Origin of the sequence: Nonomuraea marmarensis, from assembly GCF_043197025.1 — a bacterium.
Lineage (GTDB): Bacteria > Actinomycetota > Actinomycetes > Streptosporangiales > Streptosporangiaceae > Nonomuraea > Nonomuraea marmarensis.
On sequence record NZ_JBICRM010000048.1, the window covers coordinates 31,236 to 55,892 of the forward strand.

Consider the following 24,657-nt stretch of genomic DNA (forward strand, 5'->3'; position numbering starts at 1 on the left):
CCAGACATGAACGGAAGCCGGACGCGGGTGGCGTTGGCGGACGACGACGTTCTGCTGCGTGAAGGGCTCGCAAGCCTGCTCGCGAGCTCGGGGTTCGAGGTCGTCGGCCAGGCCGGAGACGCGCCGGGGCTCCTCGCCCTGGTCCGGGAGCGAAGGCCGGGCCTCGTCATCGTGGACATCCGGATGCCCCCCGGTCAGGCGACCGAGGGTCTGGAGGCGGCCTGGGTGATACGGGAGGAGTCGCCGGAGACGGGGATCCTGCTGCTGTCGGCCCACGTCGAGGTCGAGCAGGCGATGGAGTTGCTCGCCGCGGGCCACCGGGTCGGCTACCTGCTCAAGAGCAGGGTGATCAATGTGGGTGACTTCCTCGAGGCGCTACGGCGCATCGTCCATGGTGGCTCGGTCGTCGATCCCAGCCTCGTCCAGGAACTCATCGCGGCCCGCCGCAGGGAGGGCGAGTCCCCGCATGACCAGCTCGGTCGCCAGCCGGATCACCCGGGTCGGTGGTTCGCCCGCGTCGATGCGCTTGACCCCGGCGTTGACGATCCCCTGGACAAGCTCGGCCAGGACGTCGGGATGTGAGTGGCCGAGTTCGGTGAGCACGCCGGCGATGCCGGGTGCGAACCGCTCGTGCAGGTCGCCGATGCGCCGCCACGCTTCGGGCGACAGGTCCGTGTGCTCGACCGCCAGCGCGAGGCGATGCTCACCGACGGCGGCCGCCTCCAATTGTGCGCGGATGAACGCGGTCAGCCGTGAGCGCGGGGTCCTGGCCCGTGACATCGCCTGCTCGATGCGTTGCAGGAACTTGGGGAGTTGGTGCTCACAGGCTGCTACGACCAGGTCGTCCTTGGATTTGAAGTAGGAGTAGACGCTTGGGCGGGCCAGGCCTGCCCGGGTGGCGACCTCGCTGAAGTTGAGTGCGGCGTAGCCGTGCTCCAGCAGCACATCGATTGCGGCATGGACGATGGCCGTCCGCTGCATGGCGCGGTGGTCGGCCACCGTCTCGGCGGAGATCTTCGGCATGTTCCAAGGATACAGACCGGATGTCGGCATGATGGCAACTCGTCGTCGGAAAGATGGCAATATTGCCAACATGATGTCGGCATGATATCAACACACTGTTCGTATCATTGGAAGCCGTTAGAGAGGGGAACACATGATGACGGTTTCCGGGCAACCCCTGTCCGAGACCACGAGAGGTGCCCCGTCCAGTCGCCGCTGGGTGGCCCTGGTGGTGTTGTGCCTGGTGCAGTTCATGCTCACCGTCGATGACACCATCGTGAACGTCGCGATGCCGGCCATCCGGCATGACCTGGCCTTTTCTGTGTCGAGCCTGGCCTGGGTCGCCAACGCGTACTGGTTGATGTTCGGCGGGTTCCTGTTGCTCGGCGGCCGGATTGGCGACCTCGTCGGCCGGCGTCGGCTGCTGCTGGCCGGCCTGGTCGTCTTCACGGTGGCGTCGCTGATCAACGGGCTGGCATGGACTCCGGGGGTCCTCATTGGAGCGCGCGCCGTGCAGGGCCTCGGCTCCGCGATGGTCTCCCCGGCGGCGCTCGCCTTGATCACGCTGATGTTCCGCGAGCCAGGGGAGCGGGCCCGCGCGTTCGGCGTGTGGGGCGGCATCGCGGGGGCCGGGGGTGCGCTGGGCGTGCTGCTCGGGGGTGCCCTGACCGACCTGCTGTCCTGGCGGTGGATCTTCTACATCAACGTCCCGGTCGGCATAGCCGTGCTGGCGCTCATCCCCGCGCTGATACCAGCCGACCGAGCCGCCGCCAGGCGGCGCTTCGACATCGCCGGGGCGGTGACCGTGACCGGCGGCCTGCTCGCGCTGGTCTACGCCCTGCTCGGAGCCACCACCTACGGGTGGGACTCACCGGTCATCCTGGCGAGCCTGGGCGGCTGTGCCGTCCTGCTGGCCGCCTTCGTGGTGGTCGAGGCGCGCCAGCGCGAGCCACTGGTGCCGCTGCGGTTCTTCGGCCAGCGGATCACCTCGGTCGCCGTCGTCGTCGGATTACTCACCCCATCCGCTTTCGCGGGCATGTTCTTCCTGCTCACCCTCTACCTTCAGACCCTGCTGAACTACAGCCCGTTCCAAACAGGGGCCTCCTACCTGAGCCTGGTCATCGCCATGATGGCCGCCATAGCGGTCGGGGCCGGCCGGCTGATCCCCCGCCTGGGTGTGCGGCCCGTACTGGCGTCCGGGCTGGCGATCATGGCGGTCGGCCTGGCCACCTTCATCCGGCTTCCCCTGGCCGGGAGTTACTGGCGTGACGTAGCCCCCGGCCTGGCGCTGGTCGGCTTCGGCGCCGGATGGGCCTTCATCTCCGTGACGATCGCGGCACTGGCCAAGGTCCGGCACGAGGAGACCGGCCTTGCCTCCGGCATCATCAACGCCGCCCAGCAGGTCGGTGGCGCGCTGGCACTGGCCGTGTACGTGCTCGTGGCCACCACCTCCACCACCGGTCTGCTGGCCAGTGGCGCCTCAGTCGCCGGCGCGCAAGTCGGCGGCTATCGCGCCGCGTTCCTTGTCGGCACCATCATCGCCGCCGCCGGCGCGCTCATCGCCGCGGCCGGGCTGCGTGGCATCGGTCCCGAAGATTCCCGCCGAGCCGCCGCCGCGCTGCACGGCTGACCATGCTGGAATATCCACAGCTCGATCTCGCCGGCTTGGCCACTCATCTGACCGTCAATTGCGGGCGATCTCGGGGACGTGGACGCCGTTGGCCCGGAGGCTGCAGGCGTAGGCAGCCATGTCATCGTCGAAGACCTCGGGGCATCCTTCAAGTCGGTCGTGTTCGCGGGGCGCTTGGCCTTCTTCGCGCGGATGCACTCGCGTTCGGCTCGGCCATGCCGGCGAAGAAGGCGAACAGGGGGCGGCACTGGCGACCTCGCGTAATCAACTGCCGCATGTCGGCCACTTGGTGATGGAGGACCAACCCCACCAGGTCGCAAGCCTCAAACCACCGCTGAGATTGAGAAGGGAAGACCTCGCCATGTCCACGCCCACACGGCCAGCTCTGACCGTTGTGGGTGCGGCGGTAGGCGTCTTCTACCTGTCCAGCAGTCTCGCGCCGGGCGCACCGCTGCCCCCGCCGGCCATTTCTGGCTGGGTGTACCCCGCCCTCGCTGGCGCGCCCTGTCCTGGTGCGCCTTCTCTACTCACGGAAACGGAGATTGAAATGGAAAGCCTGACTCACGACACCCCCGGCACCCCGGCGACGTCCGACGCACGAGTGCCCGGACCCCGCGTGACGCTGCAGGTCCTGCGGGTGGTCGCCGTCATGCACGCGCTGTCGATGATCGCGCAGTCTGCTCTGGCCGGCCTCTACCTCAGCGGCAAGGTCGACGCGCTCGCCGCCCACCAGATCAATGCGGTGATCGTTACTCTGTTCGACCTCGTGCAGGTGATCGCCGCGGTCGCGTTCGCGTGGAAGGGCCGAGGCCGGTTCTGGCCGCTCTGGGCGAGTCTCGCCGTCCTGGTGGCAGGGGAGGTCCAGGTCGGCGTGGGCTTAGAGGGGATCGTCGCCGTGCACATCCCGCTCGGGGTGTCGATCATCGCGATGCAGATACTGCTGACCGTGTGGCTGTTCCGCTCGGACACTGCGGTCGCGCGGGTGCGGCGACCGCGCGGGCAGCGCGTCCGATGAAGATCACGCGTCGTGCCTTCCTCGGAGTGGCCGGGCTGTCCGCGCTGGGCGCCGGCAGTTTCGGCGTCAACGAACAGACGGGCGCACTGCTGCGCAGCCGGGTCCGGCTCCCTCAGCGGTTCGACGTGCCGCTCCCCGTCCCGCCGATCGCGCGCCCGGTACGCAGCGACGCGGCGGGCGACCATTACGTCATCACACAGCGCCAGGCGGAGGCGGAGATACTGCTGCGTACGCCGATATTCGGTTACGACGGGATCTACCCTGGCCCGACCCTCGCCACGCGCAGCGGGCGACGCGTCACCGTGACGCATCGCAACGAACTCCCGGTTCCCTCCGTCGTCCATCTGCACGGTGGCCACACTCCGCCGGACAGCGACGGATTCCCCACCGACCTGGTGCTGCCGGCGGCAGGCTGGGAATCTCGGCTCGTTCATGACCTGGCTGCGGCACGCGAGGACGGGATGCTCTCCACGTGCGCCGCAGGCCCATCCTCGGCGGACTGATCGGTGAGTACCAACACGCAGCCTGACTCAGAAGACAACAGCTCAAGACCAAATCCTATTTTCGAGCGCCACACCAGTGTTGGCCGACACCTTCCCGGTCTGGCTCGCGGCGCTGGTCGCGGGGGCGGTGCTCGACCCTGCGGCGGCGTCGTCGGGGCTCGATCCGCGCGCAGCGAGAGACCGACGGAAGAGGACCCGGCCATGGGCACCTCGCCGGCGGTCGACTTCACCCGGGAGGGCGGCACGGGGAAACAGGCCGATGGCAACACCGGAAACTGCGCCCCGTGCCGACCCACACCGGCCACGCCAGGCCGGGCAACGACCACCTGATCAAGACGAGCAGGTTATGGTGCCGATCGAACGCCGCAAAGTGCTCTGCGGAGCGATCAAGGAGTATCGCCGAGCCGCGTGACTGATCCTGTGATGCACCAGTTCAAACCATACGTGCGAGTTTTGAAGCACTACAACGTGCAGCTCGGGCGCGCGTTGTGATCATAGCCAGCCGGGCACAACCAAGATGATCCAGGTGGCGAGCGGAGCGAGAAGCACCATGCTGAAGCCCCACCGCATGAGGCCCTTGTAAACGGCATCTCGCTTGTCCTCCGGCGAATTCGCGACGACGAGCGCGCCGCTGGTCGAGAACGGGCTGGAGTCGACAACCGAGGAGGAGATGGCCAGGGCGGCGATGAGACCGACCGCTCCGACGGCACTGCCACCGGTGAGGAAGGGCACAGCGAGCGGGATGAGCGCGCCAAGGATGCCGGTGGTGGAGGCGAAGGCGGACACCGCGCCCCCGATCAAGCAGATGATGAGCGCGGCCAGCAACGGAGTGCCGATGGTGGCGACCTCATTGCCCAGCCATTTGATGGTGCCGATGCTCTCCATGACGCCGACGTACATGACGATGCCGCACACCAGCAGCACCGTGGGCCAGGCGATCTGGTTGACGCTGTTCTTGGCGGAGGCCGGCGAGATGAGCGCCAGGAGCGCGGCCACGGTGATGGCGACCAGGCCGACGTTGAGGTCGAAGAACAGCGCACCGATGGTCAGGAAGACCAGGCCGATCAGGGTCAGGATCCGGTCACGGTCCAAGGCGATAGCCGTTCCGGCCACGCCGTCCGGCGCGATCGTGGCGGTCGCGGCGCCTCCGCCCGACGATCCGGAGGCCGAGGCGGCGGCGACGGTTTCGCCGTCTGGGCGGGTGGTGTCGCTACCGCCCTCGGCGGCCTCGCCGCCGGTGTCATCGGCACGGCGGCCGAGCAGCTCACGGCCGCCCCAAAGGAAGAAGACCACCAGGCTGATGGCGAGGTTGAACAGGAACGATGCCAGGAACAGCAGCGTCGGGTTGCCCGGCAGGCCGGCCTTCGCGACCACGCCGTTGGTGATGCCGCCGAAGATGCTCATGGGCGAGAAGCCGCCCGCGCTGGCCCCGTTGATGATCATCAAGCCCATCAGGATCGGGTTGATCTTGTAGCGGGCGGCGAAGCCCATCCCTATCGGAGAGATGATCGCCACTGATGCCGGCACCACGGCGCCGATCGCGGTGAGGCAGGCCGTGACCAAGAACATGACCCACGGGATCAGGCCGATGCGGCCGCCCACCGCCCGGATGGCGGCATGGACGAGCCAGTCGACGGTTCCGTTGTTCTTTGCGATGGCGAAGAGGAATGTGACGCCGGCGAGCACGACGAACAGGTCGCCGGGGAAGCCGGCGAAGATCGCGTCGGTCTTCTCTCCGACGTCCGCTCCCGGGAGCACCGAGATGCCCAGGATGAAGGCGGCGACGATGGCGAGGGCGCCCAGGTTCACGGGCCGCACCGTGGCTAGGAGGAAGATGCCGGCCAGGACGAGGATTGAGATGACTTCTACGGACAAGGAAGCCTCCCGGATGGGGGGAAGGAATCTGTGGATCGTCGTGTGCGAGGTCTGCCTCGCTGTCCCCGGCGCCAGGGAATTGTTTCCGTAATGTGAAATTGCTATTCCGTTTTGGTGAGTATGGGGTAGCTCACATCGAGCGGTCAAGCCCCACTGTGCGATCGCGAACGTGGACGCGGCGGTTGTCGCCGCACCCTCTCGCGAGATGTGTCTTGCGCATCACGGCAGCAGGCGACGTTGAAGGATACTCCGGCGATGACGCCAGGCGGTCGCCACTTTCCGCAGGTCACTGGCCTGATCGGCACCCCACGGGCGGGTGTTGCGCGCCTGTCGCGGTGTCGGCCCTCGACCACAGTGGCCCGGTTTTCGCCGAGCTCGGCTGGGAGATCTTCCAGGCCATCGAGCCGATACCGCTCGTCCGGTCGTGATCTAGCCTGCGTCGGCGCAGGCGCCTGGGAGGCCGAGGCCGCCCGATCACATTCAGGCGAACTCTTGGATCAGCCGTGCTGCGGCTGCCTTGAGGTGGGTCACGACTCGGGGGATCGATTCGGAGGTGATCCGGCCTTCGGGACCCGAAACGGAGATCGCCGTCAGCGTCGGCGCGCCTATGACCGGGACGGCGAGGCAACGGACACCGGTCTCCTGTTCGGCGTCGTCGATGGCGTAGCCCCGGCTCCGGGTACGGTCGAGTTCTTTCTCGAGGATGTCCGGGTCGGTGATGGACCGTGCGGTCGCGGCGGGCATTCCGGCGCGGAGCACGATCTCGCGTGCCGTCTCGGGTGGGAGTTGCGCCAGCAGCGCCTTGCCGACGCCCGTGTCGTGCAGAAACACGCGGCGTCCCACCTCGGTGAACATTCGCATCGAGTGCCGGGAAGGCACCTGCGCGACGTAGACGGCCATATCACCGTCGACCATCGCCATGTTGGCAGTCTCGCCCACGGTCTCCACGAGATCGGCCAGCACTGGCCGGGCCCATGCGCCCAGCTTGCGCGAGGCGCTTTCCCCCAGCCCGATGAGGCGTGGTCCCAAGGCGTAGCTACGGGAAGGCAGTTGGCGAACGTAACCCGAGTCGACGAGTGTTCGGATGATGCGGTAAATGGTCGGCAGAGGCAGCCCCGAGCGGGCGGCGAGCTGGCTCAGGGGCATCTCACCGTCGGCGTCGGCCATCAGCTCCAGCAGGCCGAACGCGCGATGCAACGCCTGTACACGGTCGGGAGAACCCGGGTCACGCGACATGCCCTGCGTCCTCCGGTCGCCGCTGTTCATGGTGTACCGAAGCGTAACCTATCCCGGATGGCAGCTGAAAAAGCCCTGGATACGGGGAACGCTTGACGGCCGGCACGGCGCGATGAGGTCCCCTGGGGCGGCGGCAGTCGAGAGCGTTTTTCCACAATATGGAAAATTTTTTCCTCTTTGACGTTCGCGGCAATCGACAGTTAGGGTTCGTATAGCGGTATTTACTTTCCGTATTGCGGAAAATGGGGTGTCGGCCAAGGGTGGCCGAGAACCGAAGGGACCTCTCATGAGCTATGCCGGCGGCCGTCACTTTCTCCAGATTCCGGGCCCGACGAACGTGCCCGACTCGGTACTTCGGGCGATGTCGGCACAGACCATCGACCACCGGGGTCCGGAGTTCGCCGAGCTAGGCCGTGCGGTGCTGGACGGGATCAAGCCGGTGTTCGGCACTCAGAGGCCGGTTGTCATTTACCCGGCTTCGGGCACGGGAGCGTGGGAGGCGGCGCTGGTCAACACCTTGAGTCCGGGGGACCGGGTGTTGTGCTTCGAGACGGGTCACTTCGCCACCCTGTGGCAGGAGATGGCCACCGGTCTCGGGCTTGAGGTCGACTTCGTGCCCGGAGACTGGCGCCACGGGGTGAACCCCGAGGTGGTCGCCGAGCGGCTGGTGCAGGACACCGGGCACACCATCAAGGCCGTGTGCGTCGTGCACAACGAGACCTCGACCGGCGTCACCAGCCGCGTCGCGGAGGTACGGGCCGCCATCGACGCGGCCGCTCACCCCGCACTACTTCTGGTCGACACCATCTCGTCGCTGGGATCCATCGACTACCGGCACGACGAGTGGGGTGTCGACGTGACGGTTGCGGGCTCGCAGAAGGGCCTGATGCTCCCGCCGGGGCTCAGCTTCAACGCCATCAGTGAGAAGGCGTTGAATGCATCACGCTCGGCACGGCTGCCCAAGTCGTTCTGGAACTGGCAGCCCATCCTGGCGGCCAACGAGCGCGGCTTCTTCCCGTACACCCCGGCCACGAACCTGCTCTACGGCCTGCGTGAGGCGCTGCGCCTACTCGACGCCGAGGGGCTCGACGCCGTGTTCGCGCGCCACGTCCGGCACGCGGAGGCCACGCGCGCCGCGGTCACCGGCTGGGGATTGGAGGTGCTCTGCGCTGACGAACGCGAGCATTCGAGCTCCTTGACCGCGATCATGGTGCCGGAGGGGCATGACGCCGACAAGATCAGGGCGATCATCCTCGACCGTTTCGACATGTCTCTGGGGGCAGGTCTCGGCAAGCTGGCAGGACGCGTCTTCCGCATCGGGCATCTGGGCAGCTTCAACGACCTGATGCTGGCCGGGACGCTCGCCGGGGTGCAGATGGGCCTGACGCTCGCCGGCGTGCGGATCGACCCCACCGGCCTCAACTCGGCGCTCGATCGCCTGCAGTCGCTGTGAAGAACACGGCGATGAGCCCGAAGGATCCAGTGATGACAGCACAGATCGACGGCGTCGGGCTCGCCCACACGCTGAGCCGCGACCTCGATGGCGAGGTCGCGTTCGACGACTACACGCGGCACCTGTTCTCCCGCGACGCGAGCATGTACTCGATCACGCCGGTCGGTGTGGTGTTCCCCAGGCACGCTGACGACGTGGCGGCGGCGGTGCGGGCCGCGGGGGAGGCAGGAGTGCCGGTCGTCCCGCGCGGGGCGGGCACCAGCCTTGCGGGCCAGACGATCGGCCCCGGCTTGGTCCTGGACTTCTCCCGGCACATGAACCGCATCCTCGACCTCGACCCCGAGGCCCGTACCGCGCTCGTCGAGGTGGGCGTCGTGCAGGACCAGCTCAACCAGGCTGCGGCCGCGCACGGGCTGATGTTCGGGCCGGACACCTCGACCAGCAACCGCGCCACCATCGGCGGGATGATCGGCAACAACTCCGCGGGCAGCGGCTCGCTCACCTACGGGATGACCATCGATCACGTCCGGGCATTGGACGTCGTACTCGCTGACGGCTCACGCGCCCGGCTCGAGCCCGTCGACGAGGCCGAACGTGCGCGTCGTGCCGGCCAGCCCACGCTGGAAGGCCGCCTGTATCGCGAGTTGCCGGAGCTGATGCGCGCCAACGCCTCAGCCATCGCGACAGGCTTCCCGCCGTTTTGGCGCCGGGCGTGCGGATACCGGCTCGATCGGCTGGCCGCAGGCCCGGAATTCGATCTGGCGAAGTTCGTCGTGGGTTCGGAAGGCACCCTGGTCGTCGCGACCCAGGCCTTGGTGGACCTGGTGCCCAAGCCGCGCAGGACGGTGTACGCGGTCGGCCACTTCACCTCGACGGCCGCCGCGATCGCCGCCACTCAGGATGCGTTGTCCTGCGACCCGGCGCAGGTCGAACTGATGGACCGCACCATCCTGGACCTGTCTCGCCAGAAGATCGAGTACGCCGAGCTCGGCGGCATCCTGCAAGGTGACCCGGACGCGCTGCTGTTCGTGTCGTTCAGCGGCGACGACGAGGACGCGCTGATCGCCAAGCTCGACCAGGTCACCGAGGTGTGGAAGCGCAACTCGCACGGATATCACACGCTGCGGGCGGTGACCCCGTCCCAGCAGACCGCCTTGCTGAAGGTGCGCAAGTCCAGTCTGGGACTGCTCATGGCCGCGAGCGTCGGCACGCGTCGTCCGCTGGCCTTCATCGAGGACACGGCGGTCGACCCGGCGCATCTCGTGGACTACACCCGCCGCTTCCGGGAGGTGCTCGACAAGCACGAGCTGACGGCGGGCTTCTATGGTCACTGCTCGGTCGGCTGCCTGCACATCCGTCCGTTCGTCGACTTGGCGAAGCCGGATGAGGTGCGCAAGATGCGCGCCGTGGCCGGGGAGATCAAGAACCTCGTCGCCGAGTACGGAGGGGTCAACTCCAGTGAGCACGGGGACGGCCTGGCCCGCAGCGAGTTCAACCGGGAGATCTTCGGCGACGAGCTGTATGAGGCGATGCGCGCGGTGAAGCGCGTCTTCGATCCGGCCAATCTGATGAACCCCGGCAAAATCGTCGACGCCCCGCCGATGACGGATCACCTCAGGGATTCCGCGTTGCCGCCCGCGAAGCCGTTCGACACCCGGCTTCAGTTCGAGGTGGTCGGTGGGATGCGGGGCGCGGCCGACCGGTGTATGAACATCGGGCTGTGCCGTAAGAGCACGACGGGAGCGATGTGCCCGTCCTACATCGCCACGCGCCAGGAAGAGCACTCCACGCGCGGCCGGGCGAACGCGCTGGTCAAGGCACTGTCCGAACCGGACCCTCGGGCGGCGCTCGGGGACGAGCGGCTGCACGAGATCCTCGACCTCTGCCTGATGTGCAAGGCCTGCAAGAGCGAGTGCCCGATGAGTGTGGACATGGCCACCCTCAAGGCCGAGACCCTCTCACATCACCACGACATCCACGGAGTGCCGCTCCGTTCACGGATATTCGGGTCGATCCGGGCGCTGAACCGCCTCGGCTCGGCCACCGCGCCACTGTCGAACCTGCCCGCACGAGTCGGGGTCCTGCGCTCGCTGCTGGACCGCACGATCGGCATCACCTCGGCCCGCCCCCTGCCGGTCTACCACCGGCTCAACCTCGTGCGCTGGTTCCGCAAGCGTCGCGGCCCCGAGGTGCCCGCCGCGCAGGGGACCGTGACGTTCCTGGCCGACTCCTTCACCACCTACACCGAACCCCACATCGGCCGGGCCGCCATCGAACTGCTCGAACAGGCCGGGTGGGGCGTACGGCTGGCCGGCGGGGGCTGCTGTGGCAGGTCGAGCCTGTCCAAAGGACTGGTCGACGACGCCAAGGCCAAGGCAGGCAAGCTGATCGCCGCGCTCGCCGAGACCGACGCCCCCATCGTGGGCTGCGAACCGTCGTGCCTGTACACGTTGCGCGACGAGCACGTCGCGATGATGCCCGACGACCCGCGGGTGCGTCAGGTCGCGGACCGGGTCCGGCAGGTGGAGGAGTTGCTGACCGAGGCCATCGATGCGCGCCGGTTGCGCTTGCGTGAGGACTCCTGGCTGGCGGGCAGGCGAATCCTGTTCCACGGCCACTGCCACCAGAAGGCGGAGGTCGGCACCGCCGCCACGATGGCTCTGTTGCGCCGTATCCCCGGCGTGGAGGTCGTCGAACTTGACGCCGGTTGCTGCGGTATGGCCGGTTCCTTCGGCTTCGAGTCCGAGCACTATGACGTCTCGATGACCGTCGGCCAGGACCGCCTGTTCCCGGCGCTCGCCGCCGAGCCCGAGACCACGGTCGTCGCGGCCACCGGGGTGTCCTGCCGCCAGCAGATTTTCCACGGCGCCCAACGCGATGCGTGGCACCCGATCGAACTAGTGCGTGCGGCTTTGGCCGGCGCGGAGGTGAGCAGGCACCGATGAGAATCGTGCGATACGACCATGCCGGGCACGTCGGGTCCGGTGTCGTGATCGGCGACGCCGTACACGAGCGGAGCGGGGGACCGATCGTGGCCGCGCTGCGGGAGGTGACGCTGCTCGCGCCATGCGATCCCCGGGTGGTCGTCTGCGCGGGGAGGAACTATGGGCAGCCGGACGGGACCGGGAAGCCGAAACTGTTCCTCAAAGCGGTCAACGCTGTCACCGGACCCGGATCCGCGGTGCGCTTCCCACCGGATCTGCGACGCCTGGAGTACGAGGGCGAACTGGCCGTCGTGATCGGCAGGACAGCGCGCGAGGTGCCCGAGGAGTCCTACCGCGACTACATCCTCGGCTACACCTGCGCCAACGACATCACCGCCGACGACTGGCGAGCGGACGGGCAGTGGGTGCGGGCCAAGAGCGCGGACACCTTCTGCCCGCTCGGGCCCTGGATCGAGACCGACGTGGACGATCCCGCCGCGCTGCACATTCGTACGAAGGTCAACGGCCGGCTCGTCCAGGACAGCCCCACCAAGGACATGATCTTCGGGGTCGGCGAGTTGCTGTCCTACGTGACCCGCTGGATCACCCTGCAGCCGGGCGACGTCCTGCTGACCGGCAGCCCCGCCGGTGTCGGGCCGCTGGCCCCCGGGGACGTGGTGGACGTCGACATCGAAGGCGTCGGCACCCTGACGAATTCCGTCGTGTGACCAACGCAGACGTCGTGTGACCAACACAGACACGGAAGGAGCCGCCGTGCGATACGCGGTGAACTGTTCGATCCTGCTGACCGACCTGCCGCTGCTGGAGCGTCCGGATGCGGCCCGAGCCGCCGGTTTCGACGCGGTTGAGTTCTGGTGGCCGTTCAGCACCTCCGTACCCGCCGACGGCGAGGTCGACGCCTTCGTGCGAGCCATCGACGACGCGGGCGTGCAACTGATCGGGCTCAACTTCGCCGCGGGCGACATGCCCGCGGGCGACCGCGGACTGATGTCGTGGCCCGGACGGTCCGCGGAGCTGCGAGACAACATCGCGGTGGTGGCCGACATCGGCCGACGGCTCGGATGCCGGTCCTTCAACGCCCTCTACGGCAACCGCGTGGACGGCGCCACCGCCGGGCAACAGGACGACCTCGCCGCCGAGAACCTCGCCCTGGCCGCCTCGGCCGTGGCAGGCACCGTTCTCGTCGAACCGGTCAGTGGCGCCGACCGTTACCCGCTCAAGACGTCCGCCGACGCCGTCGCGGTCATCGAGCGGGTGACCCGCGACAGCGGCGTCACCAACCTCCGCCTGCTGGCGGACCTCTACCACCTGTCGGTCAACGGAGACGACGTCGACGCGGCGATCAGCGCGCACGCCGGCCGCGTCGGTCACGTCCAGATCGCCGACGCCCCCGGACGCGGTGAACCCGGAACCGGCGACCTGCCGCTCGATCGTTGGTTGGCCGCGCTCGAGCGAACCGGTTACCAGGGCTGGACCGGGCTCGAGTACCGCGCCACCACCGGGGATCCCTTCGCCTGGCTGCCCCGCGACCGTCGCTCCGCGACCACCTCCACGCGCTGAAGGAGAACTCGTATGACCGCCGTCACCGTCATCGGGCTTGGCATCATGGGCGGCCCGATGGCCGCCAACCTGGTCAAGGCCGGTTTCGACGTCACCGGATTCAACCGGAGCAAGGCCAAGGTCGACCGATTGGTGGAGCAGGGCGGCCGAGGGGCCGCCGGCATCGCCGATGCCGTTCGCGAGGCGGATGTCATCGTCACCATGCTGCCGGACTCACCCGATGTCGAGGACGTCGTGCTCGGCGAGGACGGGATCCTGGCACACGCGCCGACCGGCAGCCTCTGGATCGACGCCAGCACGATCCGCCCCGACGTCAGCGTGCGGCTCGCCGAAGCCGCCGTCGCTCACGGTCTGCGCGCCGTGGACGCCCCGGTCTCCGGTGGTGAGAGCGGAGCGATCGAGGCCAGCCTGTCCATCATGGTCGGTGGCGGCGCCGCCGAGTTCGAGGCCGCCCGCCCGGTCCTCGAAGCCGTCGGGTCAACCGTGGTGCACGTGGGACCCGCCGGTTCGGGGCAGACCGTCAAGGCGGCCAACCAGCTCATCGTCGCGGGCACCATCGAGCTCGTCGCCGAGGCCATCGTGTTCCTCGAAGCCCATGGTGTGGATACCGAGGCCGCGGTCAAGGTCCTCGCGGGCGGCCTGGCCGGTAACCGGATCCTCGACCGCAAGGCCGCCGGGATGCGCGCCCGCGCCTTCCAGCCTGGATTCCGGATCGACCTGCACCACAAGGACATGGGCATCGTCACCGCCGCCGCCAGGGAGGCGGGCGTCGCGATCCCACTCGGTGCCGCCGTCGCCCAGCTGATGGGCGCGGCACGCGCCCAAGGACACGGGAACCTCGACCATTCCGCCCTGCTGCTGATCGTGGAGCAACTGTCCGGCCGTACGAACCGCTAGGAGATCTGTCATGCCACGTATGCGAACCGTCGACGCAGCGGTGAAGATCCTGGAACGCGAGAACGCCACTCAGACCTTCGGGCTACCGGGCGCGGCCATCAATCCCTTCTACTCCGCGATGCGGGCGCACGGTGGTATCAAGCACATCCTCGCGCGTCACGTCGAGGGCGCCTCGCACATGGCCGAGGGCTACACCCGCGCCCGCGCCGGAAACATCGGCGTGTGCGTCGGCACGTCCGGTCCGGCGGGCACCGACATGATCACGGGTCTGTACTCGGCGTGGGCCGACTCCATCCCCATTCTGTGCATCACCGGGCAGGCGCCGGTCTCACGCCTGCACAAGGAGGACTTCCAGGCGGTCGACATCGCCTCCATCGCTAAGCCCGTCACCAAGATGGCCATGACCGTTCTGGAGCCTGGGCAGGTGCCCGGCGCCTTTCAGCAGGCCTTTCACCTGATGCGGTCCGGTCGTCCCGGCCCGGTCCTCATCGACCTGCCGGTCGACGTACAGCTGGCCGAGATCGAGTTCGACATCGACGCGTACGAGCCGTTGCCCGTCTACAAACCCGCCGCGACCCGCGCGCAAGCGGAGAAGGCCCTGGACCTGCTCGCTGCGTCCGAGCGCCCGCTGATCGTCGCGGGTGGCGGTGTCATCAACGCCGACGCCGCCGACCTGCTGGTCGAGCTCGCCGAACTGCTGGACGTGCCGGTCGTGCCGACCCTGATGGGGTGGGGAGCGATCCCGGACGATCATCGGCTGATGGCCGGCATGGTCGGGCTGCAGACCTCGCATCGGTACGGCAACGCGACGATGCTGGCATCGGACTTCGTGCTCGGCATCGGCAACCGATGGGCCAACCGCCACACGGGAGGCCTGGACACCTACACCCGCGGACGTACGTTCGTGCACATCGACATCGAGCCCACCCAGATCGGGCGGGTCTTCGCTCCCGACTACGGCATCGTCTCCGACGCCGCCGCGGCCCTGGAGCGGCTGGTCGAGGTCGCACGCGATCGGAAAGAGGTGGGCCTCCTGCCGGACCGCGCGGACTGGGTCGCCGATTGCCTCGAACGCAAGCGCACCATGCACCGGCGCACGGACTTCGACAACGTGCCGATGAAACCCCAACGGGTCTACCAGGAAATGAACAGGGCATTCGGCAGGGACGTGCGTTACGTGTCCGCGATCGGGCTCTCCCAGATCGCCGGCGGACAGTTCCTACATGTGTACGCGCCACGCCACTGGATCAACTGCGGCCAGGCCGGTCCGCTCGGCTGGACAGTGCCGGCGGCACTCGGCGTGCGCGTGGCCGAGCCCGATGCCACCGTCGTCGCCCTGTCCGGCGACTACGACTTCCAGTTCATGATCGAGGAACTCGCGGTCGGCGCCCAGTTCAACCTGCCCTACATACAGGTGCTGGTGAACAATTCCTACCTCGGCCTCATCCGCCAAGCCCAGCGCGGCTTCGACATGGATTATCACGTGCAACTGGCATTCGACAACGTGAACTCCCCCGACCTCGAGGGATACGGTGTCGACCACGTCAAGGTCGCCGAAGGACTCGGTTGCAAGGCCATCCGCGTGCGTACAGCGGCCGAACTGCCGGAGGCGTTCGAAGAGGCCGTCAAACTCATGACAGAGTTCCGCGTCCCGGTCATCGTAGAGATCATCCTCGAGCGCGTCACGAATATCGCCATGGGAACCGAGATCGACGCGATCTTCGAATTCGAAGACCTGGCCGATGCCGAGTTCGAATCGTACCCCGCCTCCCTCGACTAGTGCGGTGACCATTTAGGTTCACCGGGTTGGGGACACGCCGCGAATGCGCTTGGGCGTGCGATGGATCGAGTGCGGCGCCGTAGTGATCAGCGACACCTGCACGGGGCCGAAGTCGCTGATGCCGACCTGAGCCCTAAAGTCGCACCCCACCGCTGGATCGCAACGTAGCGGCTGGCCGGATGCGGATGATCTGGATGTGCGCCGGTCCAGCCGAGGGACGGCCAGAAGCGGCCACCAGTCGATCATGTCCGTAATCTCGGAAGCGGATCTGGACCCGGGTATCTCCCGCGAACCAAGACGTCGGGGTGGAGGGGATCAGGAGCCGCGGGGGTCGGGGAAACCGATCCAGCGCAGCAGGATCATCCGGGCGTCGGCGGGTGCGTTGTCGCGGTCGGTGCCGAAGCGGTGCACCAGTTTGAGGTACTCCTCGTGGAATTCCTTGAGCTGTGCCTTGGTCATGAAGGTGCTGGCGCGGGAGCCCTGCTGCCAGTCGCCGGCCTCGTCCCGGTTGTGGGCAAAGGCTGACAGCAGGTGTAGGTCCTCGGCGAGTTTGGAGTCGCCCAGTCGCTCGGCGAGGTCTTGTTCGGCGGCGGTCAGTTCTTCGCGGGCGGGCATCCGCCGGTCGGCTTTGACGACGTCCCACCAGCGTTCCCGCCCTTTGGCGCGGTCGCGCAGCTCGGTCACGAAACCGGTGTCGGACAACATCCGCAGGTGGTAGCTGGTGGTCCCGGTGTTCTGGCCCATGGCTTTGGCCAGCGTGGTGGAGGTGGCCGGGCCGTGATTGGCGAGGTGGCGGAGGATCTCTCGCCGCAGTGGGCTGGCGAGCGCCTTCATCGCCGCCGGGGTGTGCATGACCGGTTCCGTTGACATGCGATCAGCTTAGCCGTACCGAGACAATTATGCAGAAAGATTCATGCAGAGAAAAACTTGCAGAAAAAATTCTGTAGAGCTAGGGTCGGCGTCCATGAACTGGAAACGAATCGCCGGGCTGTCCTTCGTCACCGCACCACTGTTGGTCCTGGCCGGCTGGGCTTTGATGCGCCTGGGCGGTACCGGTGGTCAGGAACCCGGCTGGACCCTGGCCCACATCGCCTGGGTCCTCAACAACGTCATGTACGCGATCGTCTGCGTCGAGCTGTATAGACGTGCCAAGGACACCACCTCGGGAGGGCGGATACTGGCCACCGGCTCGCTGATCGTCGGTGTCATCGGCGCGGGCTGCCTGCTCATCCAGATGGTGATCGATCTGGTGGTGGGCTTCTCCACCGACAACCGCACCGACATGCGGGCCCTGAGCGGCCAGATCCACGACCTGCCCGGGGTTCAGTTGGCCATCTACGACGTCGGGCCGGTGCTGCTGTTCCTGGTGCTGATCGTGCAGGCGATACACCTCGCGGCGCAGGGCAAGGGCACCACACGCTTCGCGACCCTGGTGACCGTGGCGGTGCTGGTCAACGGCGCCGAGCTGCTGGTGGAGATCCCGTTGCGGCTGGCGCAGGCCGGATCGGCGCTGATTCTGTGGCTGGCCCTCCTGCCGGTAGGACGTGAACTGTTGCGCCGCAGCTCATCCGACCCGACCCGGACGGCGACGATGACCTGGCCAACCCTCGCCGGGTGGGCACTCATCCTGGCGCCGGTGGGGCAGCTCGGCGGCTGGACCTTCATGAGGTTCGGCGGCAACGAAGGAGTCGAGCCATGGACGACGATCGCGCATTCGGTGTGGCTCATCGGTTTCGTGCTGCTGGGCATCGCCTGCGTCGAACTGTTTCGCCGGGTCCGAAGCCGCGGTACCGGGCAGATCCTCGCCAGGGTGAGTCTGGCGGTGGCGCTGATCAGCGTCACCGCCTCGATCGCCGAGATGCTCGTTGACCTGTATGTCGGATTCGCCACCGACACTCGCGCACAGTTGAAGGTCCTGGACCAGCAGATCCGAAGCATCCCGGGAGCCGAGCAGATCCTGTACGGATTCGGCACCCAGCTTGTCTACCTTGGGTTCCTGGCCCTGATCATTCAGTTGGCCGCCCTGAAGCGAATCAGCACGACGACCCTGACACTCGTCCTGGCCACCCTGGTCCTGTTCATCTGCTACGAAGTGCTGGACGGACCCGGCCGCCAGGCCCTCATGCCGTTCGCGGTCCTGTGCATGTGGCTGGCCCTGGCGCCCTTGGGATGGCGACTACTGAAGCCGGCGACCCCGGCCGCCGACGCGATCACGCCGTAGCGGTTCGCGGCCTGATGGTCCCGCAGGTCCATCAGGATCACGTCGGGTCGCAACTCCTCGGCGAGGCTGACCGCCCGCGCGCCGTCAACCGCCACGCCGACCACCTCGAAGGCGATGGCCGCCGGGCCGGCCGGTTTCGGGGAGCTCGTGGCGCGGACGTCGCTGCCGATGGTCGCCCGCGCCCATGCCTTGCATCTGCTCTGGCATCGCAGGCTCGGAGTCGATCTCTCGCGTCCGTTGTCGGATCGTTCGCTGGTGTGGTCATCGACTGAAGGAGGCGGAGGATGACCCGACAGGCGCGACTGCTGGAGCTGTCGCTGAGGTCGACGCTGCGATTGGACGGCCGGGAGTGGGCGGTGGAGGCGATCGAGCCGCAGTTTCAGTCGGGTGCTGCTGCGGCCGATGGTTGGCGAGCCAGAGTGGCGCACCATCCGTTGGTTGGCGCATCATCCCGACTGCCAGCCGGTTCCCGAACCGCCCGCAGGGCCGAAGGAGCGGCCGCGTGACCTGGTGAGGCGATGGCCGAAGTCGCGACAGACGAGGCCGTCCGCGCATACCGCTGGATTTCCGCGCGCCTGCCGCGACCGTCCGGCATAGCGCGTAGACACGAAAAACGTGTTGCCGCAGATCCCCCCAAAACGTATGGTTTTGCGCTCGTGATCACAGTGGTGGAGAGGATCCTGCCTGCCCGGCTGGGGACAGGATTCCGATGGTTGCTGGCGTCGAGCTGGCTGACGAATCTCGGTGACGGGGTCGCGGCCGCCGCAGGCCCGCTGCTGATCGCGACGTTGACCCGCGATCCACTGATGATCTCGCTGTCGGCCCTGGCGGGCTGGGCGCCGCCGCTGCTGTTCAGCCTGTATGCGGGCGTGCTGTCGGATCGGCACGACCGGCGCAGGATCGTGCTCGTCGCGAACGCGGTGCGGGCTCTGGTGCTGGCGGCGCTCATCGTGCTCATGGTGACCGGCACGGTGACCGTGGTGACGGCGCTGGTGGCGCTCACGCTCCGGTCCATCGCCGAGGTGTTCGCCGACAACGCGACGGCCACGCTGACGCCCATGATGGTCAGCAAGGACGATCTCGTCATCGCCAACGCCCGCCTGGGCACGGGGTTCATCACGCTCAATCAGCTCGCCGGGCCACCGATCGGCGCGGCACTGTTCGGCCTGGGCTTCACCTGGCCATTCGCGGGCCAGCTGCTCCTGGTGATGGCGGGGATCGTCCTAGTCTCCCGGATCACGTTGCCACCGCACGGCCGACAGGCCGACGATCCCATGCCTAACACCGTACGGGAACTCATCGCCGGGTTCACCTGGGCCATCCAGCACGCGGCGATCCGCACGCTGGCGCTCACAATCCTGATCTTCAACTTCACGTTCGGCGCGGCCTGGTCGGTTCTCGTCCTCTACACCCAGGAGCAGCTCGGCCTCGGCGCCATAGGCTTCGGCCTGATGACCACCATCGGCGGAATCGGCGGCTTGATCGGCACCGGCCTGTACGGGGCCATCACCCGCAGAGTGAGCCTCGGCGCCCTGATGCGGATCGGACTCATCATCGAAACGTTCACCCACCTGGGCCTGGCCCTTACCCATTCGCCGTGGGTCGCCGGGGGCATCTTCCTGGCCTTCGGCGCGCACGCGTTCATATGGGGCACGACCTCGGTCACCGTCCGCCAGCGCGCGGTCCCGCGCGAACTCCAGGGTCGAGTGGGCAGCGTCAACACCATCTGCGTCTACGCCGGTCTGGTGGTCGGCTCGTTGATCGGCGGTGTCCTGGCCGCCCGCTTCGGTGTCGCGGCGCCCTTCTGGTTCGCCTTCGCTGGTTCCGCGGTATTCGTGGTGCTGCTGTGGCGGCAGCTCATGCTCATCGCCCATGACGACTGACCCATCTTGACGTCGCGGCCGCACATGGGCTTAGATCTTGCTTTCTCGTACTGGTGAGCGAATGAATGGAATGATCATGTCTTTGCGATTAGCGCGGCGACTGCTCGCCTGCGGCGCAACCACCGCGATCGCGGCCGCCCTGCTCGTCGCCCAGGCCCCCGCCGCGACGGCCGCCGACTCCTTGATCGACCTCGGTGTCGACATCGACTACATGTACGGCTCCGATGTCGTAGCCGGCAACGACAGGGTCTATGCCTCGGTCGACGACCGGATCGTCGCCGCGGACTCCCGTGGCGTCTTCACTGGGGCCATCACTGGCCTTGCAGGCGCTGGCGGCCTGGCCGTGACGCCTGACGGCACCCGCCTGTACGCGGCGCTGAGGCTCTCGAACGAAGTCGCCGAGATCGATACCGGCTCCTTCTCCATCACGCGGCGGTTCGATCTGGCGGCGTACCCGTGCCCGCGGCGCGTGGCCTGGTCCGGCGGTCGCCTGTACGTCGGCTACGGTTGCTCATCGGGGAATGGCGGTCTCCTCGGACTCGACACGACGGCGGCACAGCCGGAGCCCACTCCGATTATCCCGCGGCTTAACAGTTTCCCCGTGCCCGCCGCTGCAGGGTCGACGCTCGTCGTCAGTGCCGATAACGAGACCCTCGTCTACGACACCTCCGGCGCCGACGTCACCCTTCGCGGGATGCTCGGCCAGCCCTCGTCCATCGAATCCAGCCAGCCGGACATCACCCTCACGTCGGACGGCTCGACCGCGCTGACCTTGCACGGCTCTCCCAACACATACAACGCCTGGGACACAACCAGTCTGACCCTCGTCCGCGGCTACGGCACGGAAGGCTCGGCACGAGCCATGGCAATCAGCCCGGACGGCACGTCGGTCCTGGGCGCCCAATACTTCAACGGTGTCAGCAGCATCAACGTGTTCGACGCCGCGACGGGCGAGAACACCTTCACCTACGCGGACTCCGACGTGGAGGTGTTCATGGGCGCCCTGACCAACCTCGGCAGGGTCGCCTTCGCTTTGGTGAAGGACGCCTCCGACCGTGTCCACCTGTGGCGGGTGCCAGATGTCGACCTCCCGGCGTCCACGCTCACGCTGACCGCCCCGTACGCGGTGGACGCGGTCGCTCCGCTCACGCTGACGGGCCGCCTCGCCCTGGCGGAAGGGTCGGCTTCCGGCGGGCAGCGGGTGACGGTGGCCCGCCGGGTGGAATCGATAGACGGGAACGGACCCCGCGAGCCCGTCGCCGAGGTGACGACAGCCGCGGACGGCTCCTTCACCCTCACCGACGCCCTGCCCGCCGCCGGCAGGTTCAGGTACGAGGCGGTCTGGGACGGCGACGCGGAGCACCGGTGGACCAAGGCGTACACGTACGTCACCGCGGCCAAGGTGAGGTCCTCGGTCACCCTGGACGTTCCCGCCTCCGCGACCCTCTTCGAACCGCTCACCCTGACGGGCCGGCTCACCCTGGCGAACGGCGCGGCCCCCGGCGAGCAGCGGCTCACGGTGACCCGCCACGCTCCGGACGGCACCCGTCTGACCCTCTCCGCGGTGACGGCCGCGGACGGCGCGTACACCCTCACCGACACCCCGCCGGTCGCCGGACGGTACACGTACTACGTGTCCTGGTCGGGCAACGCCGCATACGAGCTGAGCTACACGTCGCGAAGCGTGCCGGTGGCCAAGGCCCCCGTGGTGCTCACCCTCACCGGCCCGGAGCAGTCGGTCGCCGACCGCAGCGTCGAGCTCAGCGGCACGCTGTCGGGCGCGGGCCTGGATCCGGCAGGCACCACGCTCCTGGTGCAACGCACCGTCTCCAACCGCGACGGCACCGTCACGACCGGGCTGCCGAACATACGGCTGACGTCCGCCGACGGTTCGTTCACCGTCGCCGACACTCCCCAGGTGGGCGGCGACTACACGTACAGCGTCCGCCGCCTGGGCGACGACACGCACCTGCCCGCCGAGGCCGTCCACACGCTCACGGTGCGCGGCCCCCTCGACTGACCCGAGCCGAGGGTGTGCTTCCCCCGCACACCCTCGGCCACAGCCGCGACCACGGCGAGTCCAGCAAGCCCATAACGGCGCCCGCCCCCACACCACCCCTACGGCGGGTCCAGCGGGCCGGAGGCACGCATTGCGGCGCCCGGCCCGAGGTGTTGCCAAAAAGGACTTTCAGCCCTGACTGGCGGCAAACTCCGCACCGGCGCCCGGCCGAACGGGACGGCTGGCGCCCCACACCGTCAGAGAAGAACACCGCAGCGGCCCCATGACCTTGCGCCTGCCGAAAACTGCGTCCATGCAGTTCAAGCGGCATGATGGTATGCATGGAGGGCTCCGCCGAGCCGGTCTCGTCGGCGTACGTTGAGGTCGACGATTATGACTGGATCGATGATCGGATCGGAGACGGCGCGTAGGGGAGCCGCCTGGTCCAGGGCTTGATGGGTTCGGTGCTGGTTGTAGAAGTGTTCGTACTCGCGCAAGGCATGCCGCAGGTGGCGTTCGTTCCGGAGCAGGCAGCGGTCCAGGAGTTCGCGGCGGCAGGACCGCACCCACCTCTCCATGACCGCGTTCATACGAGGCACTCGGCGGGGGAGGGGGCGCGGGCTCGGCGGCGTGTCGCAGCGGATTCCCGACGACGCGGGCCGAACGGCATCCCGGTCAATGCGATCTGCGCCCTGCCGATACCCTTGCTCCCGAGGCACGAGTGTCCCGCCGATGTTTCGGGGGCGTCGGCCGCAATCTGAGAGCGAGACGCAACATGAGTAGTGCTCGCAAAACCGACGATCACGCCGCCACGGAACCGGTCCAGCGCAACGAGGCCGGCCAGCAGGCTGAGCACGCCGCCAACGCGCAGTGGCTCAAGGACAACCCGGCCGCGGTGCCACAGGTGGGCGCAGGTCGCTGGGCCGTCTACGATGACGCCGGCCATCTGCGCGGTCACCTCGTCGGCGACGGTCCGACCCGCGATACCCGCTTCAAGGCGATCGCCGCGGCGAACGAGGGAATGCCCCCCGGCAGCGCGCCGGGCAGCTACGGCATCACCTTGCACGACGCCGGGGCGCATCTTCTCGATGGCGGTGCGCGCGACGGCATCGACGAGGGGGAGGGCTCCTGACCACAACCACGGCGAGCACTGTTCCTACGCGCTCAGGCGTCGTGTGTCCCGTACCGTTTCCGATGGTGATCACGGTGTCCGCCGCCTCCGGGCAAGGATGCGCTCGGACACAGCGCCGAGGGTGATTCTCCGGCCGGTCGGATGATGGTCCACCCTGAAGACTGAAGGCGTCGCCACCAAAGAGGCTCCGGGAGAACACCTGCTCGTGCGAAGGGCGCCCGCGGGGGGAGGCCAGCCACGAAGGTCCGGGGCCGGGTCGTGGCTGTTTCAGTGGGAGGTGGCCGAGATGGCTTCCATCAACTCGCCGACCTTGTCTTGGGGCAGCTTCGCCGCGAGGTCGGCCTGACTGATGATGCCGACCAGTTCCTTGTTCTCCAGCACCGGTATACGGCGGATTTTGTGCTCGGCCATCTGGTGCAGGACCTCGTCGATGTCGGCGTTGGCGTCGATGGACCGCACCGGGGCTTCGATGAGGTCGCCAGCCTTGACCTCGGCCGGGTTCTTGCTCTTTGCGGTGCATTTCACCACGATGTCGCGGTCGGTGATGATCCCCTTGAGCTGGCCGTTCTCATCGCATACCGGCAAGGAGCCGACATTCAACTCGGCCATCCGCCGGGCGGCCTCGGCAAGGCTGTCGTTGATTCGCAGGCACTCGCAGCCGCGGTGCATGACATCCCGTGCTGTCGTCATAGTCGATCTTCTTCCTCATCTGCGTCCTTTTCGCCTTCCTTGCTCTGCCCGCCGGGCTGGGAAACCTCGCTCAACGGGTCTTTGACCTGCACCTTCGACAACCGGATCCGGAACATGGACAGCGCTGGGGACGCCCCTTACCGCCTCCTCCGACAACGAACCCGCCGCGGGGAATCTGCGCCTGCCGAGAACTCCATCCGTGCAGTTCGTGTGCCACGAGCGCCGAAGGAGGCGTCGACGTAGAAGCCTCTGGAAGCGGTGCTGTGCAGGAGATGGAGGTAGGTCCTCCGGGATCGCCCTGCAGGGGGAGGTCCCAAACCACCACAGGCTGCGTCGGTTAAGTGCCGTTCGTGGTGAGCGCTGTGGCAAAAGGCGCGACGTGATCGCGTCAGGTGTGGGTCAGGAAGGCGAGCGGGAGCGAACCGCTGATGACGTGTCGTAATGGATTTCAGTGGCGTCGAAACCGGGGCAAGGACTGGGCTCCGGGACAAGTCTGGGGGGAGCCTGCCGACTGCCCAGACGGCGTCCGGCATGTAGGCGGCGCGAGTCTGGCCTGGGCTCTTGCATGGAACGTGGGAACCTGTCGCCCCGATACTGTCGCCGACCCGTCAGGGTGGCGGCGAGAGGGAGATCCTCAAGCGGTCCACGCCGCAAGAGGTCGAGTACCGTCGCGGGGCACGGGGGCGGACCGTCTCGTAGTAGTGATGAAGGTGTGCCACGAACGTGGAGAGGGGCTTGTGATGTAGGTAGAGCTTCTTGAAGCGGTGCTGCGTGGAAGATGAAGGTGATGGCCCTTCAGAGCCGCCCTGCGGGGGGAGGCTCTAAACCGCCCACAT

At 67.6% G+C, this 24,657-nt stretch carries 19 protein-coding genes and 1 pseudogene; 14 read left to right on the plus strand and 6 right to left on the minus strand.

Going from position 1 to position 24,657, the window contains the following annotated elements; all coding sequences use genetic code 11:
• Window positions 1-6: 6 nt before the first annotated feature.
• Window positions 7-330: pseudogene (locus tag ACFLIM_RS45330) on the plus strand (response regulator); the annotation flags it as partial.
• A gap of 45 nt (window positions 331-375) precedes the next feature.
• Here the strand turns inward: ACFLIM_RS45330 and ACFLIM_RS45335 are convergent.
• On the minus strand, window positions 376-1,023 hold the full coding sequence (locus ACFLIM_RS45335) for a TetR/AcrR family transcriptional regulator (protein WP_393176166.1): 648 nt from the start codon (window positions 1,021-1,023) through the stop codon (window positions 376-378).
• Window positions 1,024-1,156: 133 nt separating this feature from the next.
• On the opposite strand from ACFLIM_RS45335, the gene ACFLIM_RS45340 reads away from it, so the two are divergent.
• The 3 genes from ACFLIM_RS45340 to ACFLIM_RS45350 all read left to right on the plus strand — a co-directional run bounded on the left by ACFLIM_RS45340 (window position 1,157) and on the right by ACFLIM_RS45350 (window position 4,150).
• A complete protein-coding gene (locus ACFLIM_RS45340; RefSeq protein ID WP_393176168.1) occupies window positions 1,157-2,632 on the plus strand; it encodes an MFS transporter in 1,476 nt (491 codons plus the stop codon).
• 547 nt (window positions 2,633-3,179) lie between these two features.
• Window positions 3,180-3,647: a hypothetical protein gene (locus tag ACFLIM_RS45345; RefSeq protein WP_393176170.1), complete on the plus strand. Its 468-nt coding sequence runs from the start codon at window positions 3,180-3,182 to the stop codon at window positions 3,645-3,647.
• Window positions 3,644-4,150 carry a multicopper oxidase domain-containing protein gene (locus ACFLIM_RS45350; protein ID WP_393176172.1) on the plus strand — a complete coding sequence of 169 codons (507 nt, stop codon included), beginning with the start codon at window positions 3,644-3,646 and terminating at the stop codon, window positions 4,148-4,150. Before ACFLIM_RS45345 ends, ACFLIM_RS45350 begins: the two co-directional genes overlap by 4 nt.
• Window positions 4,151-4,642: 492 nt before the next feature.
• Here ACFLIM_RS45350 and ACFLIM_RS45355 read toward each other — a convergent pair whose 3' ends face one another.
• Both ACFLIM_RS45355 and ACFLIM_RS45360 read right to left on the minus strand, forming a co-directional pair.
• Entirely contained in the window at window positions 4,643-6,025 is a 1,383-nt protein-coding gene (locus tag ACFLIM_RS45355) for an SLC13 family permease (protein ID WP_393176174.1), read from the minus strand.
• Between the two features lie 480 nt (window positions 6,026-6,505).
• Window positions 6,506-7,291, minus strand: coding sequence for an IclR family transcriptional regulator (locus tag ACFLIM_RS45360; protein WP_393176176.1), 786 nt, complete (start codon window positions 7,289-7,291; stop codon window positions 6,506-6,508).
• A gap of 256 nt (window positions 7,292-7,547) precedes the next feature.
• Here ACFLIM_RS45360 and ACFLIM_RS45365 point away from each other — a divergent pair, with 256 nt between their 5' ends.
• Genes ACFLIM_RS45365 through gcl form a run of 6 tightly spaced genes read left to right on the plus strand, consistent with a single transcriptional unit; the run spans window position 7,548 to window position 15,896 of the window.
• On the plus strand, window positions 7,548-8,714 hold the full coding sequence (locus ACFLIM_RS45365; protein ID WP_393176178.1) for a pyridoxal-phosphate-dependent aminotransferase family protein: 1,167 nt from the start codon (window positions 7,548-7,550) through the stop codon (window positions 8,712-8,714).
• A gap of 32 nt (window positions 8,715-8,746) precedes the next feature.
• Window positions 8,747-11,659, plus strand: a complete 2,913-nt coding sequence (locus ACFLIM_RS45370; protein WP_393176180.1) for an FAD-binding and (Fe-S)-binding domain-containing protein — start codon at window positions 8,747-8,749, stop codon at window positions 11,657-11,659.
• Window positions 11,656-12,366 (plus strand): fumarylacetoacetate hydrolase family protein, encoded by a 711-nt coding sequence (locus ACFLIM_RS45375; protein WP_393176182.1) that lies wholly within the window; start codon window positions 11,656-11,658, stop codon window positions 12,364-12,366. Before ACFLIM_RS45370 ends, ACFLIM_RS45375 begins: the two co-directional genes overlap by 4 nt.
• Before the next feature lie 46 nt (window positions 12,367-12,412).
• Complete coding sequence (locus tag ACFLIM_RS45380) at window positions 12,413-13,219, plus strand: hydroxypyruvate isomerase family protein (protein ID WP_393176184.1); 807 nt, start codon at window positions 12,413-12,415, stop codon at window positions 13,217-13,219.
• Between the two features lie 12 nt (window positions 13,220-13,231).
• Window positions 13,232-14,116, plus strand: a complete 885-nt coding sequence (locus tag ACFLIM_RS45385; protein ID WP_393176186.1) for a 2-hydroxy-3-oxopropionate reductase — start codon at window positions 13,232-13,234, stop codon at window positions 14,114-14,116.
• 10 nt (window positions 14,117-14,126) lie between these two features.
• Window positions 14,127-15,896, plus strand: coding sequence for a glyoxylate carboligase (gene gcl / locus ACFLIM_RS45390; protein ID WP_393176188.1), 1,770 nt, complete (start codon window positions 14,127-14,129; stop codon window positions 15,894-15,896).
• A 315-nt stretch (window positions 15,897-16,211) separates the two neighbouring features.
• Here the strand turns inward: gcl and ACFLIM_RS45395 are convergent, their stop codons facing one another.
• Window positions 16,212-16,766 carry an ArsR/SmtB family transcription factor gene (locus ACFLIM_RS45395; RefSeq protein ID WP_393176190.1) on the minus strand — a complete coding sequence of 185 codons (555 nt, stop codon included), beginning with the start codon at window positions 16,764-16,766 and terminating at the stop codon, window positions 16,212-16,214.
• A gap of 94 nt (window positions 16,767-16,860) precedes the next feature.
• Between ACFLIM_RS45395 and ACFLIM_RS45400 the strand changes: the two genes are divergently transcribed.
• From ACFLIM_RS45400 to ACFLIM_RS45410, 3 genes are all read left to right on the plus strand, one after another.
• A complete protein-coding gene (locus ACFLIM_RS45400) occupies window positions 16,861-18,117 on the plus strand; it encodes a hypothetical protein (protein ID WP_393176192.1) in 1,257 nt (418 codons plus the stop codon).
• 656 nt (window positions 18,118-18,773) lie between these two features.
• The gene (locus tag ACFLIM_RS45405; protein WP_393176194.1) at window positions 18,774-20,000 is read left to right on the plus strand and encodes an MFS transporter; all 1,227 of its coding nucleotides are present in this window, start codon (window positions 18,774-18,776) and stop codon (window positions 19,998-20,000) included.
• A 76-nt stretch (window positions 20,001-20,076) separates the two neighbouring features.
• Window positions 20,077-22,020: a hypothetical protein gene (locus ACFLIM_RS45410; RefSeq protein ID WP_393176196.1), complete on the plus strand. Its 1,944-nt coding sequence runs from the start codon at window positions 20,077-20,079 to the stop codon at window positions 22,018-22,020.
• A gap of 299 nt (window positions 22,021-22,319) precedes the next feature.
• Here the strand turns inward: ACFLIM_RS45410 and ACFLIM_RS45415 are convergent, their stop codons facing one another.
• Window positions 22,320-22,718: an integrase core domain-containing protein gene (locus ACFLIM_RS45415; RefSeq protein WP_393176198.1), complete on the minus strand. Its 399-nt coding sequence runs from the start codon at window positions 22,716-22,718 to the stop codon at window positions 22,320-22,322.
• 56 nt (window positions 22,719-22,774) lie between these two features.
• On the opposite strand from ACFLIM_RS45415, the gene ACFLIM_RS45420 reads away from it, so the two are divergent.
• Window positions 22,775-23,131, plus strand: coding sequence for a hypothetical protein (locus tag ACFLIM_RS45420; protein WP_393176200.1), 357 nt, complete (start codon window positions 22,775-22,777; stop codon window positions 23,129-23,131).
• 267 nt (window positions 23,132-23,398) lie between these two features.
• On the opposite strand, the gene ACFLIM_RS45425 is transcribed toward ACFLIM_RS45420, so the two are convergent.
• Complete coding sequence (locus tag ACFLIM_RS45425) at window positions 23,399-23,821, minus strand: CBS domain-containing protein (protein ID WP_393176202.1); 423 nt, start codon at window positions 23,819-23,821, stop codon at window positions 23,399-23,401.
• Window positions 23,822-24,657 lie beyond the last annotated feature (836 nt).